Source organism: Vibrio furnissii CIP 102972, from assembly GCF_000176175.1.
In the GTDB taxonomy this organism is placed as follows: domain Bacteria; phylum Pseudomonadota; class Gammaproteobacteria; order Enterobacterales; family Vibrionaceae; genus Vibrio; species Vibrio furnissii.
The window spans coordinates 32,128-47,200 of the sequence record NZ_ACZP01000020.1; the positions used below are offsets into that span (position 1 = coordinate 32,128).

The 15,073-nt window shown below is 50.9% G+C and carries 13 protein-coding genes; 3 read left to right on the plus strand and 10 right to left on the minus strand.

Features of this window, described 5'->3' with window-relative positions:
• The first annotated feature begins 39 nt into the window (after window positions 1–39).
• Window positions 40–972 (plus strand): N-acetylmuramic acid 6-phosphate etherase, encoded by a 933-nt coding sequence (gene murQ / locus VFA_RS20655; RefSeq protein WP_004728863.1) that lies wholly within the window; start codon window positions 40–42, stop codon window positions 970–972.
• Here murQ and VFA_RS20660 read toward each other — a convergent pair.
• Window positions 969–2,780: a cation:proton antiporter gene (locus VFA_RS20660; protein WP_004728865.1), complete on the minus strand. Its 1,812-nt coding sequence runs from the start codon at window positions 2,778–2,780 to the stop codon at window positions 969–971. The two genes, murQ and VFA_RS20660, sit on opposite strands and share 4 nt — an antisense overlap.
• 22 nt (window positions 2,781–2,802) lie before the next feature.
• Complete coding sequence (locus VFA_RS20665) at window positions 2,803–3,144, minus strand: DUF2799 domain-containing protein (protein WP_004728867.1); 342 nt, start codon at window positions 3,142–3,144, stop codon at window positions 2,803–2,805.
• 239 nt (window positions 3,145–3,383) lie between these two features.
• On the opposite strand from VFA_RS20665, the gene VFA_RS20670 reads away from it, so the two are divergent.
• Window positions 3,384–4,868 carry a carbon starvation CstA family protein gene (locus VFA_RS20670; RefSeq protein ID WP_004728870.1) on the plus strand — a complete coding sequence of 495 codons (1,485 nt, stop codon included), beginning with the start codon at window positions 3,384–3,386 and terminating at the stop codon, window positions 4,866–4,868.
• A 118-nt stretch (window positions 4,869–4,986) separates the two neighbouring features.
• Here VFA_RS20670 and ispH read toward each other — a convergent pair whose 3' ends face one another.
• The 6 genes from ispH to murJ all read right to left on the minus strand — a co-directional run bounded on the left by ispH (window position 4,987) and on the right by murJ (window position 12,603).
• Window positions 4,987–5,949 carry a 4-hydroxy-3-methylbut-2-enyl diphosphate reductase gene (gene ispH, locus VFA_RS20675; RefSeq protein WP_004728872.1) on the minus strand — a complete coding sequence of 321 codons (963 nt, stop codon included), beginning with the start codon at window positions 5,947–5,949 and terminating at the stop codon, window positions 4,987–4,989.
• A gap of 33 nt (window positions 5,950–5,982) precedes the next feature.
• A complete protein-coding gene (gene fkpB, locus VFA_RS20680; RefSeq protein ID WP_004728873.1) occupies window positions 5,983–6,426 on the minus strand; it encodes an FKBP-type peptidyl-prolyl cis-trans isomerase in 444 nt (147 codons plus the stop codon).
• Window positions 6,427–6,607: 181 nt separating this feature from the next.
• The gene (gene lspA / locus VFA_RS20685; RefSeq protein WP_004728875.1) at window positions 6,608–7,114 is read right to left on the minus strand and encodes a signal peptidase II; all 507 of its coding nucleotides are present in this window, start codon (window positions 7,112–7,114) and stop codon (window positions 6,608–6,610) included.
• A 9-nt stretch (window positions 7,115–7,123) separates the two neighbouring features.
• Window positions 7,124–9,970: an isoleucine--tRNA ligase gene (gene ileS, locus VFA_RS20690; RefSeq protein WP_004728878.1), complete on the minus strand. Its 2,847-nt coding sequence runs from the start codon at window positions 9,968–9,970 to the stop codon at window positions 7,124–7,126.
• Between the two features lie 63 nt (window positions 9,971–10,033).
• Window positions 10,034–10,969 carry a bifunctional riboflavin kinase/FAD synthetase gene (gene ribF, locus VFA_RS20695; RefSeq protein WP_004728880.1) on the minus strand — a complete coding sequence of 312 codons (936 nt, stop codon included), beginning with the start codon at window positions 10,967–10,969 and terminating at the stop codon, window positions 10,034–10,036.
• Window positions 10,970–11,040: 71 nt separating this feature from the next.
• Window positions 11,041–12,603: a murein biosynthesis integral membrane protein MurJ gene (gene murJ, locus VFA_RS20700; RefSeq protein ID WP_004728882.1), complete on the minus strand. Its 1,563-nt coding sequence runs from the start codon at window positions 12,601–12,603 to the stop codon at window positions 11,041–11,043.
• A 258-nt stretch (window positions 12,604–12,861) separates the two neighbouring features.
• Here murJ and rpsT point away from each other — a divergent pair, with 258 nt between their 5' ends.
• On the plus strand, window positions 12,862–13,122 hold the full coding sequence (rpsT, locus tag VFA_RS20705; protein ID WP_004728884.1) for a 30S ribosomal protein S20: 261 nt from the start codon (window positions 12,862–12,864) through the stop codon (window positions 13,120–13,122).
• Window positions 13,123–13,279: 157 nt separating this feature from the next.
• Here rpsT and VFA_RS20710 read toward each other — a convergent pair whose 3' ends face one another.
• Window positions 13,280–13,576 (minus strand): ArsR/SmtB family transcription factor, encoded by a 297-nt coding sequence (locus tag VFA_RS20710; RefSeq protein ID WP_004728885.1) that lies wholly within the window; start codon window positions 13,574–13,576, stop codon window positions 13,280–13,282.
• A 262-nt stretch (window positions 13,577–13,838) separates the two neighbouring features.
• Entirely contained in the window at window positions 13,839–14,729 is an 891-nt protein-coding gene (gene nhaR, locus VFA_RS20715) for a transcriptional activator NhaR (protein WP_004728887.1), read from the minus strand.
• Window positions 14,730–15,073 lie beyond the last annotated feature (344 nt).

Sequence of the window (15,073 nt, forward strand, 5' to 3'; positions counted from 1 at the left end):
ACTTTTCTGTGTTTGATTTAACCGATATGGACAATCCCCATGACGAATGATGCCCTGCTCGCTGCCCTCTCCCATTTGGTTTCTGAAGGTCGCAATCCCGACACCATGGATATCGACCTGCTCTCGTCGCAGGAGATCGTGCAGCGTCTCAATCAGCAAGACAAACTGGTGCCGTTAGCCGTCGAAAAAGTCTTGCCGGAAATCGCCCTCGCGGTCGATAAAATTACCGAAGCGTTCAAGCAAGGTGGACGCCTGATCTACATGGGTGCCGGCACCAGCGGTCGTTTAGGCGTACTCGATGCCTCCGAATGCCCGCCGACGTTTGGAGTCTCACATCACATGGTGGTGGGCCTGATTGCGGGCGGGCGCGACGCGATGTTTAGCGCGCAAGAAGGTGCCGAAGACTCCCCGCTACTCGGCATTGATGATCTCAAATCCATTCATTTTAGTGCGCAGGATGTTCTGGTCGGCATTGCCGCCAGTGGCCGCACGCCGTATGTGATTGGTGCGCTGGAATACGCCAACGATTTAGGCGCTGTCACCGTCGCGCTGTCGTGCAATCCCAACTCGCCGATTGCCGAATTGGCCCATATCGCCATCAGCCCGGTGGTCGGCCCGGAAGCGTTAACCGGCTCCACGCGATTGAAATCGGGCACCGCGCAGAAACTGGTGCTCAATATGCTCACCACCGCCAGCATGATTCGCCTTGGGAAAAGCTATCAAAACCTGATGGTGGATGTGAAAGCGACCAACAAAAAGCTGGTCGCACGTGCAGTGCGCATTGTCATGCAAGCGACCGATTGCGACCGCCACACCGCCGAAGCGCTGTTGGCAGAAAGTGACAACAACGCCAAAGTGGCGATTTTGATGCACCTGACTGGCGTGGATGCGGCGCAAGCCAAAGCCAAACTGTCTGACTCCGACGGTTTTCTGCGCCGCGCAATGGCAGACGATGACAACGAGAGCCGCTAACGGCTCTCGGTCGGTTTCTTGATCAGGGCAACCACGGTTTCGCCCTCTTTAGCGCTGAAATTCGCGACATCCGCACACATCTGAATTCGGCCACGATGATCGACCACAAACAGCGGCAGCACATAACTCTCTTTGTGCTGCTGTTGATAATCGTCATAGGTGAAGTTGTCACTCAGTTTGGTGTGTTTGATCTCCCCGCCTTGGTTGAGCAAACTGGCGAGTTTCTTATAACTCACCTCGCCCCCTAAAAAGGGCAACCCATGTGAGGCCTGTGCCACAGTGTGTTTATCACTACCGTTGCCATTGCCATTCCCGTTTACGTTGTCATTCAAACAGAACACACGCTTCTCTCCGAAATCGGAAAGAAACTGCATGCACGCCATGATGTTGAAGTGTTTATCTGGGCTGAGCGCCAACACGTGACCAATGCCAATCAAGTTCAGGTATTCGTCTGCGTGACTAGAAATGGGGTTGCCGTAATAATGCTCCAGCCCAGCCATGCGTGCTTGGCGAATGTAATCCCAGTTGGAATCGGTCAGCACGACGCGGCAATCGTACTTGGCAATCGCACCGCCAATTTGACGTGCGACATCGTTCGCGCCCAGAATCAAGAAACCTTTTGGCGCCGGCTCGGCCACCTGTAATCCAATTGCAACGGGTCTGGCCGTTACGCTTTGCAACACCACAGTGCCAATGATGACCATAAACGTCAGCGGCACCAGCAACGTCGCTTCGGCCATGCCAAACGATTCCAGCTTGATGGCAAACAGCGATGAAATCGATGCGGCAACTATCCCGCGCGGTGCCACCCAGGCCAAAAACGCTTTCTCTTTCCACTGCAAACTGCTGCGCAGCGTGGCCAGAAAAATCGACAGCGGGCGCGAGACCAATTGCATCACCACAAACAGCGCGATCGCGCTCCAGCCCAGTGTGGCGAAATCGTCCACTTCAATTCGCGCCGCCAGCAATATAAAGAGCCCGGTGATGAGAAGAACGGTGAGATTTTCTTTAAAGTGCAATATGTGCTGAATATTGACGTCTTTGGCATTGGCCAGCCACATGCCCATGATGGTCACCGTCAGCAGACCCGACTCCGATTCCAGTGCGTTAGACGCCGCAAACACGCCGAGCACCACACTCAGAACCGCAAACGGCTGCAGGTATTCTGGCAAGCCGCCGTGGCGCAGCACATAAGCAACCGCCGCGCCCGAAAGCACGCCGATGCCAACGCCGACCAGCAAAATCAGACCAAACACATGCAAGCTGTGTGCTTCACTGCTAGAGACGATGAACTCATACACCATCACCACAAACAGGGCGCCGAGCGGGTCAATTAAAATCCCTTCCCAGCGCAAAATGTTGGACAGTTTGGCATTGGGCCGCACGGTACGCAGCAACGGCACGATCACCGTTGGGCCAGTCACCACCGTCAAGCTACCAAACAGCAAGGCCAGCGGCCAATCAAAGCCAAGCAGCGCATGTGTGGCAAACGAAGTGACGCCCCAAGAGATAAGCGCGCCCAGAGAGACGATGCTCCACACCGTGTTGCTCACGCCGCGAATCTCTTTGAAATTGAGGGTTAAACTGCCTTCAAACAGAATCACCGCTACCGCGAGTGAAATCAGTGGAAACAGCAAATCCCCGAGCAGTTGTTGGGGATTAAGCACCCCAGAAACAGGGCCGGCGAGAATTCCCGCCAGCAACAAAAATAAAATGGCAGGCAGACGCAGTTTCCACGCCAACCATTGGCATCCCAGCCCAACGACACCCACAGCGGCCAATGCCAGGGCGATGTATTCTTCATGCATGGCTCTTGTTACCTAGCGCCGATTAGTTGTTGTATTCATTCCAGCCACGCTGCCATTCCATACGGAATTTTTGCGCTTGTTCGGTGCCTTCACACACCCCTTCGTAATACTGGCCGTTGACACCCATCTGATAAGCGAAATTCGGGTTGCAGTACTCATTCACCCCTTCCACATACCCTTGGTTGTAATCGGCTTGATTAGCTTGGCCTAATTGCGCCAACGCTTTATGGGAGCGTTGGGTGTGTCCGGCGATCCCATCGTTGTAACCAATCTGGTACCAATCGCCCTGTTGGGCCAAATCACTGTCACTGGCGGCACAGCCCATTAACCCAGCCACGACCAACATCAATACTGTTTTTTTCATTATTTTACCTTTACTTAGCCCTTGGATAACGTGTTCATCCTTAACAATAGGCAATGAGCGCTTATTTTGCGTTACTCGCCGTTCACTCGCCATCAAAAACCACTCACTGGCGTTAAATACCACTTAATTCACTATACGACCACTGACCCGGAAACCCAATGAAGCTCGCTTATTGATAATTTAGTATCCAGCCTGAGATTAATTCAATAACACCTACTTCATAATAAAGGACAAACGCTATGTTGTGGTTTCTAACCTGTGTCGCTGCCTTGATTGGTGGATACTTCATTTACGGCGCGTTCGTGGAAAAAGTATTCGGCATCAATGAAAAACGCCAAACCCCAGCTCACACCAAAACCGACGGTGTGGACTACGTCCCGATGTCGACGCCAAAAGTTTACTTGGTTCAACTGCTCAATATCGCAGGTGTCGGCCCGATTTTCGGCCCAATCATGGGTGCGCTGTATGGTCCTGCCGCCATGCTGTGGATCGTGATTGGCTGTATCTTTGCGGGTGCAACCCACGACTACTTCTCGGGTATGCTGTCAATCCGTAACGGCGGTGCATCCGTTCCTTCACTGTCTGGTCGTTACCTAGGCAATGGCGCTAAACACTTCATGAACATTTTTGCCATTGTCTTACTGCTGCTCGTTGGTGTGGTTTTCGTTTCTGCACCTGCAGGCATGATCACCAACCTGATCAACGAACAAACCAGCTTGACCGTAAGCATGTCGACCATGGTTGTCATCATCTTTGCTTACTACATCATCGCGACCATCGTGCCGGTGGATAAAATCATCGGTCGTTTCTACCCGCTATTTGGCGCGCTGCTGATTTTCATGTCCGTTGGTCTCATCACCGCGATCGCGTTCTCGAGCGAACACCAAGTTCTGGGTGGCTTTGAAGTCAGCGACATGCTGCACAACATGAACCCGAACGACATGCCATTGTGGCCTGCCCTGTTCATCACCATCGCCTGTGGTGCGATCTCCGGTTTCCACGCGACGCAATCGCCATTGATGGCGCGTTGTCTTGAAAACGAAAAGAATGGCCGCTTTGTGTTCTACGGCGCCATGATCGGTGAAGGCATCATCGCCCTGATTTGGTGTGCGATTGCATTGTCATTCTTCGGTTCGCTGGACGCACTGTCTGAGGCAGTGAAAAACGGTGGCCCTGGTAACGTGGTATACAGCGCATCGTTTGGTCTGCTGGGCGTGTTCGGCGGCATCATCGCCTTCTTGGGTGTGGTTATCCTGCCGATTACTTCTGGGGATACGGCATTCCGCTCCAGCCGTCTGATCTTGGCTGAATACTTCAACATGGAACAGAAAACCCTGCGTAACCGTCTGCTGATGGCGATGCCTCTGTTCGTGATTGGCGGCATCCTGACTCAAGTTGACTTCGGTATCATCTGGCGCTACTTCGGTTTCGCAAACCAAACCACGGCCGTGATGATGTTGTGGACTGCCTCAGCTTACCTGCTGCGTCATAACAAGCTGCACTGGATCACCACCATTCCAGCCGTGTTCATGACCACGGTATGTATTACCTTTATTCTAAACAACAGCACGCTGGGCTTTGGTCTGCCAATGCAAATCTCGACCATCGTCGGTATTGTGGCAACGCTAGCCATCACGCTCTACGTGATGAAGATTTCTAAAGGTAAAGGGGAAACGGATCTGGCGGATGAAGATAAACCTTCAGGCGTCACTGAAACGGCTTAATCCCGCAACACACCTCGCAAAAGGGCTCCCATAGGAGCCCTTTTTTATTTGTCTTTTGGATTGAATTGATTGGCTTAAATCTGCCATTTGCCACCGCCAAGACCAGCAGCAAACTCGTTTAGTCGACCTGCTTAATTTGCAACTCTTTCGGCACTTCAAAGAACATATTCTCTTCACGGCCCAGCACTTCATCCACTGAGGTTGCCCCCAACTCTTTGATGCGGTTCAGAATCTGATTGACCAGTTCTTCCGGGGCAGACGCGCCCGCCGTGACACCGATTTTACTCACGCCATCAAACCATTCTGGATGAATGTCTTCCGGACAATCGGTCAGGTAACCCGGCGTGCCCAGTTTCTCCGCCAGCTCTTTCAAGCGGGTTGAGTTTGAGGAGTTCTTCGACCCGACCACCACCATCACATCCACATCCTGCGCCAGAAGACGCACTGCATCCTGACGGTTTTGCGTGGCGTAACAGATGTCATCTTTGCGCGGTCCTTGAATCTCAGGGAACACTTCGCGTAGCTTATCAATCACGTCTGCCGTTTCATCGACCGACAGCGTGGTCTGACTGACATAATGCAGATGAGACGGATCTTTCACTTTGTGTTGCAACGCAACCACATCATCGGGTCTTTCCACCAGATACATGCCACCGGTGTCGCTGGCGTATTGCCCCATGGTGCCTTCCACTTCCGGATGTCCGGCGTGACCAATCAGCACCACTTCCATGTTGCGGCGGCTGGCACGCGCGACTTCCATGTGCACTTTGGTCACCAGCGGACAGGTTGCATCGAACACCGTTAACGAACGCGCTTTGGCTTCCATACGCACCGCCTGTGATACCCCATGAGCGGAGAAAATCACTATGTTGTCGTCTGGCACTTCGTGCAGCTCTTCAACGAAAATCGCACCGCGCTGCTTCAACCCTTCTACCACAAAGCGGTTGTGCACCACTTCATGACGAACATAAATCGGAGGCTGATACATTTCAAGTGCACGCTCAACGATGCTGATGGCGCGATCAACGCCGGCACAAAAGCCGCGCGGGTTTGCTAACAGTATTTTCATGGATTTGCTCATGGTTCTCTTTCTGGCTGGCTATTCTACGGCAAGTTATTCGACAGACAAAATTTCAACGTCGAAGATCACATCTTGTCCGGCCAAGGGGTGGTTAAAATCCACGGTGACGGAATCGCCGGCGATGTCCGTGATGATGCCCGGAATTTCCATGCCATCGGGGCCGCTGAAGGCCATGATGGTGCCCACTTCTACTTCAGCATCGCCCACAAAGCGCGCGCGGTCCATGTGGTGAATGTTATCTGGGTTCGGTGCACCAAACGCATCAGCTGCCGCCAGTTCAATCGATTTGTTTTCGCCGGCTTGCATGCCCAATAAGCACTGCTCAAAGTTGTCGCTTAGGCTCCCATCACCAATCACCAACTGGGCCGCTTTGCCAAAGTTGTGCGTGCTGTCTGCCACCGAACCGTCTTTGAGTTTGATGGTGAAATGCAACGTTACGGTAGAATCTTGAGTGATGGTTGTTGAATGTGTCGTCACGTTCTGGCTTCCTTAAGGTAATCGAAGGGCAACGCCTTCGTGGATGTTTCCCTCATTTCTTCATGTGATGAGGTGGGTACAGCGTGTGCTCAATCCAATACTCTTGAATTGAATCTGCTTGATAACAAAAAGCGCCTCCCGAATCAACGGGCGGCGCTTAGGGTTATTTCGGCTTAATCACTTACGCCGTCTGCTTTTTACCGCGAAAACCATCCAAAATGATCATCGCCGCACCAATGCAGATGGCGCTGTCAGCGAGGTTAAACGCTGGCCAATGGTAGGTGCCCCAGTAGAAGTCGAGGTAATCGACCACAAAACCGTGCACGACTCGGTCGAACACATTGCCGACCGCACCACCAATGATGAATGCGTAAGCCATGTTATTCCATTTGTCACTCGACGGTAGGCGGCGCATCCAGAAGGCCAACAGGCCCACCACGGCAAACGCAATCCCAGTGAACAACCAACGCTGCCAGCCCGCCTGATCGCTCAGGAAACTGAATGCGGCACCGTAGTTATGCACGTACAGCAAATTGAAAAATGGCAGAACCTCGATGCGATTCTCCCAGCCGTACCCCATGCCGTTCATCACCACCAATTTGATCGCGATGTCAGCGACAAAAATGAGGAGCGCCAGCCATAGCCAGCGAACTCCTGATTGTTTAAGCGTTAATGCTTGCTGTGTCATGCAGTTCCTTTAAGCAAACTTGCGAACTTCGCCTTCACCGTCCACGTTTGACACACAACGACCACAAATAGTTTCATGACCTTTGATGGTGCCCACGTCTGGGGTGTAGTGCCAGCAGCGATCACACTTCTCCGCTTCGGTTTTGTTCACTTGAACAAACAGACCGTCGATGTCGGTGGCTTGCGCCGCATCGCTCTTCTCAGCCAGCGGTTTCACGTTCGCTTTTGACGTCAGCAAGACAAAGCGCAGTTCATCTTCCAGCTTGTTGATTTTCGCCGCCAGCTCATCGCTTGCAAACAAAGTCACTTCCGCTTGCAGAGAACCACCGATGGTTTTCTCGTTACGCGCATTTTCCAGCAGTTTGTTCACCGCACCACGAACTTTCTGAATATCCGTCCAGAATTCGTTGTTCAGCTCTTCGCCTTCTGCCAGATCAAATAGACCTTCGTACCACTCATCAGCAAATACGAATTTACCACGAGCTTCGCCGTTGGCTTGGTTGGTTGGCATCGCGTTCCAGATTTCATCAGCAGTGAACGACATGATTGGTGCCATCCAACGCACCAGCGCTTCCACGATGTAGTACAGCGCCGTTTGACAGCTACGCTGTGCGTTTCCGCCCAGTTTCGCGGTGTATTGACGGTCTTTGATTACATCGAGGTAGAATGAACCCATTTCAACCGAGCAGAAGTGCATCAGACGTTGTACAACCGCGTGTGTGTTGTACTCGGCGTAGGCTTTGACGATCTCTTGTTGTGCAGCCATCGCGCGCGCTACAGCCCAACGATCCAGTGCCACCATCTCGTCAGCCGCAATGATGTCGGTTGCCGGGTTGAAGCCATTCAGGTTCGCTAGGAAGAAACGAGCGGTGTTACGAATACGACGGTAAGAGTCAGCGCTGCGTTTCAGGATTTCGTCTGAAACCGCCACTTCACCGGTGTAGTCTGTTGATGCAACCCACAGACGCAAAATGTCAGCACCCAGTTTGTTGGTCACATCTTTTGGCGCAACCACGTTGCCGATCGATTTCGACATCTTGCGGCCTTGGCCGTCAACCACGAAGCCGTGCGTCAGCACTTCTTTGTATGGCGCTTTGCCTTTCATCGCAATGGATGAGATCAGCGAAGACTGGAACCAGCCGCGGTGTTGGTCAGACCCTTCTAGGTACATGTCCGCTTCCGCGCCGTGGAACTCTTCACGGCTATCCACTACCGCGTAGTGCGTCACACCTGAGTCAAACCAAACGTCCAACGTATCCAGCACTTTCTCGTACTGTTCCGCGTCAGCGCCTAGCAGCTCAGCCGTGTCGACATCCCACCATGCTTGAATGCCTTTCTGTTCAACCAGTTGAGCAACTTGCTCAATCAGCTCAGGCGTTTTCGGGTGCAGTTCTGCGGTTTCTTTGTGGACGAACAGTGCAATTGGCACACCCCAAGTACGTTGACGAGAGATACACCATTCAGGACGACCTTCCACCATACCTTCGATACGGCTTTGACCCCAATCCGGCATCCATTTCACGCCTTTGATTGCGCCTAGCGCTTTCTCACGCAGACCCGCTTGATCCATCGACACGAACCATTGTGGTGTGGCACGGAAGATGATTGGCGTTTTGTGACGCCAGCAGTGTGGGTAGCTGTGCTCGTACGCGTGGTGGTGCAGCAATGCACCGTGCTCTTTCAACACTTCAATCACGGCGTCATTGGCTTTAAACACATGTTGACCCGCAAACAGTTCAGTGTCTGGCAGGTAAACACCGTTTGAACCCACAGGGTTAGCGACTTCTAGGCCGTATTTCTGACCCACAGCAAAGTCTTCTTGACCGTGGCCAGGTGCCGTGTGAACCACACCGGTACCGGAATCCGTAGTCACGTGATCGCCCAAGATGGCTGGCACGGTGAAGTTGTAGAATGGGTGGTTGAACTGAGACAGTTCCAGATCCGCACCTTTCGCAAAGCCAAGGAAGTGGAAGTGTTCAATGCCTGCGCGATCCATCACGGATTTCGCCAGTTCAGAGGCCACGATGATACGTTCAGGCTGCTCGCCTTCGATTTGGATCAGGACGTATTCCAGATCATCACGCAGACACACCGCGCGGTTCGCTGGCAGTGTCCATGGGGTGGTGGTCCAGATGACGATAGACACATCGCCGTGGCCTTCGTGACCTTCGGTCAGGGTAAATTTAGACAGCAGCGCCGCTTCGTCGGCCGTTTTGAAACGCACGTCGATAGATGGCGACACTTTATCTTTGTATTCAACTTCCGCTTCTGCCAGCGCACTCCCACAATCAGTACACCAGTGAACCGGTTTGAACCCTTTCAGCAGGTGGCCGTTGTCAGCAATTTTGCCCAGCGCGCGAATGATGTTCGCTTCGGTCGCGAAATCCATGGTGCGGTAAGGTTTATCCCACTCACCCAAGATACCCAGACGTTTGAAGCCCTCTTTTTGGCCTTCAACTTGACCGGCAGCGTATTCACGACATTTTTCACGGAATTCAGCCGCAGTCACTTTCTGACCAGGCTTGCCAACTTTCTTCTCAACCATCAGTTCGATTGGCAGACCATGGCAGTCCCAACCGGGGATGTAAGGTGAGTCAAAACCTGACAGTGTTTTGGATTTAATAATAATGTCTTTAAGAATCTTGTTTAGTGCGTGACCAATGTGAATATCACCGTTGGCGTATGGAGGACCATCGTGCAGTACGAACGATTTCTTGCCTTTCTTTGCTTCACGGATTGCACCGTAAAGATCTTCTTTGTACCAACGTTTAAGCATTTCTGGCTCACGTTTAGCCAGATCGCCGCGCATTGGAAACCCTGTTTCAGGTAAGTTCAGGGTATCTTTATACTCACTCATCGATTCTTAATTCCGTTATATTGGGCGAAGTTAGACATTATGTTAGCCGGTGGAATCATCCGGTTAACCCTTAAGCTGACGCAGCCACACCCTTGCTGCCTCAGCATCCAATTCTATTTGCTGTTTGAGTGCCTCAAAGGACTCAAATTTGTGTTCATTACGCAACTTATGTAAAAGTGCGACTTCTAGCTGTTTGCCATACAAATTGCCATGGAAGTCGAATAAATGCACTTCTAATTGTTGGCGAACCCCATTGACCGTAGGACGTTGGCCAATATTCGCCACGCCCCCAATCGGTTGTTCGCCTAACCCATACGCTTCGACCACATACACACCAGACACCGGAGACACGCACCGCTTGAGCGGAATGTTCGCCGTCGGAAATCCGATGGTGCGTCCGAGCTTACGCCCGTGAGACACGCGTCCGCTGATGCTGTAATCGCGCCCCAACATGTCGGCGGCATCCGCCAACGCATCGGCCGCTAATGCCTCGCGAATGGCGGTACTACTGACACGCAGTTTCTGTAAGCAGAAGCTCTGGGTGCTCACCACTTCAAAGCCGTATTCACGTCCTGCTTGTTCCAGCATAGCAAAGTTGCCTTTGCGCCCCTGACCAAAGCAAAAATCGTCGCCAACGACCAAAAACTTCACCCCCAAACGCGTGACCAACAAGTCACGGATAAACGCTTGTGCGTCTAAGTTGGCAAAATGATGATTAAAGTTCACACACAATAACCGATCGAGATTCAATTTGCCGAGTTGGACAAACTTATCTCTCAATCTTGTTAACCGAGCTGGAGCCTTATCTTTTAAGAACAGCTCCATAGGTTGCGGTTCAAAGGTCATCACAACCGAAGGCAGGTTCAACGCTTTCGCGCGCTCAGCAACCTGATCCAATACCTGTTGATGCCCCAAATGGACACCATCAAAGTTACCTATGGTCAATACACAGCCATGATGGCGTGACTTGATGTTATGAATACCGCGAATCAATTCCATTGGAATACGCTTAAAACCTATAGTTCTCAATTATCTTGGTGTGAAACCGACGGATTATAACCTAATCGGCGTTAATCTGTCGCCGCTTTTAAGTCTTTTAAACGGACGCCCAGCACCAGAGCGGTGACTAAATACACAATCGCGCCAAGTGCGATCAATCCAGTCAGCATCAGAGCGCGTTGCGTCAGCCCCCAGCTTAACCAAACTGACATCGACTCCATCTGCCATAAAATCGCAGCGACCATCGCGCCACCAGCCACCAGCAAACGAACAATAAAACCAATCGTACGCGCAGAAATGACATACACCCCTTGCTTGTGCAGACCTCGGTACAACAACGCCATATTAATGAAGGCCGACAGCGCCGTGGCGGCGGCCAAGCCGACATAGCCATAAAACCAACCAAAGATGGCGTTAAACACCATGTTGCTCAGCATCGCAACAATCCCAAATCGCACCGGCGTTTTGGTGTCCTGACGCGAGTAGTACCCCGGCGCCAACACTTTGATCAACATAAAATTGAGCAAGCCTGCGGAATACGCCAGCAGCGACATCGACGCCATGTGCACATCATCTGGCGTAAATTCGCCGCGCATAAACAGCACCATCAACATCGGTTTCGCCAGCACCATCAACCCCAGCATGGCTGGCACGCCAAGTAGAATGACCATGCGCACGCCCCAGTCCATGGTTTGCGCGAACCCATCACTGTGTGCATCAACATGTTTACGTGACAGCGCTGGCAGAATCACCGTTGCAATCGCAATACCAAACAAGCCCAGCGGGAATTCCAATAAACGGTCGGAATAGTAAAGCCAGCTGATGGAGCCTGTTTGCAGAAAACTCGCCACAAACGAATCAAATAACAGGTTGATTTGACTGACTGAGACACCAAATAGTGCTGGAATCATCAGTGTACGAATTTTCACCACACCGGGATCTTTCCAGCCCCATTTGGGCTTAACCAGCACGCCGGCCTTGATCAAAAACGGCAGTTGGAACAGAAACTGCACCAAACCACCTAAAAAGACACCGATTGCCAAACCGATTTCCGGTTGATCCAACAATGGCGAGATATACCACGCCGACAGGATCATCATGACATTGAGAAAAACCGGCGTAAAAGAAGAGACCGCAAACTTACCCAGCGTATTCAATACCGCGCCAGAAAGCGCCACAAAGGTAATGAACCATAAATAAGGAAAGGTAATTTTCAGCAGCAAGCTGGCAAGTTCAAACTTCGGTGCCGCCGGCCCATCATTAAGCCAGTCTAAAAACCAACCGGCACCAAACAGCGCCGTGACCACCCCAGAGAACACCACCCCCAGCACGGTGACGATGGTCACCAAGACACCCAGCGTCCCCGCTGCCCGAGCAATCAGCTCGCGTGTTTTATTGATGTCCCCTGATGCATGATATTCAGTCAATACCGGAACAAACGCCTGAGAAAATGCCCCTTCCGCAAACAGACGACGCAGGAAGTTGGGAATACGGTTGGCAAAAAAGAAAACATCGGCACTGGCGCCTGCGCCCATCAGGTTGGCGACAACAATGTCGCGCACCAGTCCCAGGACGCGTGAAATCAACGTCATGGCACTGACAACCATGCCTGACTTGAGTAAGCGTTTACTCACGGTAACCTCGAAAAATACGCTAAAACAACATTATCCTTCTTCACCGGGAAATAATGTCAGTGAGAGATCAGATAAGTATTAGCATTGGCAAAAAAATACTGTTAGAATCCCCGCCATCTTAACCGCGAAGACCTTCCGATTCCAAACTTGTTTGGCTTAGACGGGTTTTTGCACAAATCATTTGACAATTAAGTGCAAATAAGGGATATTTCCGGCCCTTAAATTGTCACCGAACTAAAGTTTTTGGGAGTTAGACCCTTGGCAAACTGTAAATCTGCTAAGAAGCGCGCTATCCAATCTGAAAAACGTCGTCAGCACAACGCTAGCCGTCGTTCAATGATGCGCACTTACATGAAGAAAACTGTTGCTGCAATCGCTGCAGGCGACAAAGAAGCTGCAACTGCTGCATTCGCAGTCGTTACACCAATCCTAGACCGTATGGCAACTAAAGGCCTTATTCACAAGAATAAAGCAGCTCGTCATAAGTCTCGTTTCGCTGCTGCTATCAAAGCTCTGTAATTTGAGCCTGATATCCCAGTGATAAAAAAAACCGGCCTTGGCCGGTTTTTTTATTGGTTGTGTTTGCAAAAATAAACCAAAGTTTCCATCTCGCATCCCTTCTGACTATCATTTTTCATATAGTGCATCGATTAAAAACTTCGGCCATGACATCCTGTCAGTCTGAGCAGTACAAACGATGAAGCAATTCGATCATTGATTTCACGTCATCACTGCTGAGTGTGTAATACACTGTTTGCGCTTCTTTGCGCGTCTCCACTAAGCCATCCCGTCTTAGCCAAGCCAAGTGTTGCGATAGCGCTGATTGACTCAATTCCAGTTTGCCACACAGCTCCCCAACGGAGAGTTCCTGGTTGTGCAACAAGCATAGAATCTGCAAGCGTCTCTCATTTGCCATGGCTTTCAATAACACCACTGCTTGTGCGGAGTTCTTTTCCATTTCCTGTAGGTTCATGAGCAAGCCCCCTTGAAATAACCGCTTAAGCGATACTAATGCACATCATTGTTTCTGCCTGAATGCATCAAACCATTAGCTGCGGGCAATCATCCTCGCGGCGCCATTATTATGTTGGTTCATTTCAGGTTCAACGCTCTGGCAAAAACGGACAAAGAGTACGCCTAAATGTGCCGAAAACACCTCCTACCATTGCGGTAAAACAGGACAAGTATTCATCGGTTGCGTGATAGTAATCTATTTATTAACAGTAATAAAACTCTCATTCAAACAAATTACTAAAATCTGCATCACATACATTCTTTACGGCTGGGTGCTGAATCATTCGCTCGGCGAATATGACGTAGTACTCTTCTTTGATTTCGTCAACGCGGCTAATGAGCTGCAAAGCGCGCTCTTGGTTCATTTCATTCATATATAGCAGCGGGGCCATAAAGATGACGTCGGGGTGATAGAGCGCGAACGCTTTCATCAGTGCGGCATCATCAAACTCCCCTAAAATGTTGGGTTGAATGCCTTGATGATCAAACCACTGACGCACTTTGCGTCCCATCGCGGTGCGGCTACCGGGGATCAATAATTTGTATTCTTGTAATAGCGCCGGATAGCGCGTTGTGTCGACACCACCGCTAGAGAAGAACCCCATGTGGCTTTCTCCCAGCTTTTTACTAAATAGCCCCGGGCTCTGGCTGGAATCCACTGGGCAGTCTGACAAAATCATGTCCAGCTTATGCTGCGAGAGCTGCTCAAGCAGCATTTCGTGAGTGGATTCGAAACAACGCAGATGAATGCTGTTGTCATCGGGGATGGTGGTCATCAAAATCTTGCTCACCAAGCGCTTGGAAATGGCATCCGCGACCCCGACGTCAAACTGAACGTTGTTGCGCTGGCTGTAGTTGACGATATCCAGCATTTCATAACTCAGGCCAAACATGCGGTCGGCGTATTTAAACACCAACTGCCCCAGCTCGGTGGGTTCAATACTGCGGCCGTTGCGTTTGGTCAGCTTGCCCGCCATGCGATCTTCCAACGCTTTGATTTGACCGGTGACGGTTTGAGGCGTCAAAAATAGCGCATCCGCCGCTTTGGTCACGGAGCCTTGTTTGCACACCATCCAGAAATAGTACAGGTGGTTGTAATTGAGGTGAGACATAAGCAGTCACTTGTGATGAACAGAGCGTTGGTTATAGCAAATGTCCGACCCCGTCGCAATTTATCGGGATAATCGAACCATTCACACCTAAGCAATATATTTACCGAAACATTGAATCCCACTCATGACTAAAGTTGACATAATTGACCTCCTTCCCCGCTGAAAAAATCAAATTAATTTCTCGACGTACGCGTCGTACACAACTCACAAAAACATTTTATAAACAATAAGTTAAATTCCATAAAATCACTTTAACTGACCGTTCCAATCGCCCTATTAACAATTCTCTCGTTTTGTTTCAGCATTGTCATATTACTGAAATATTCGCCCTCTACTATCGCCCA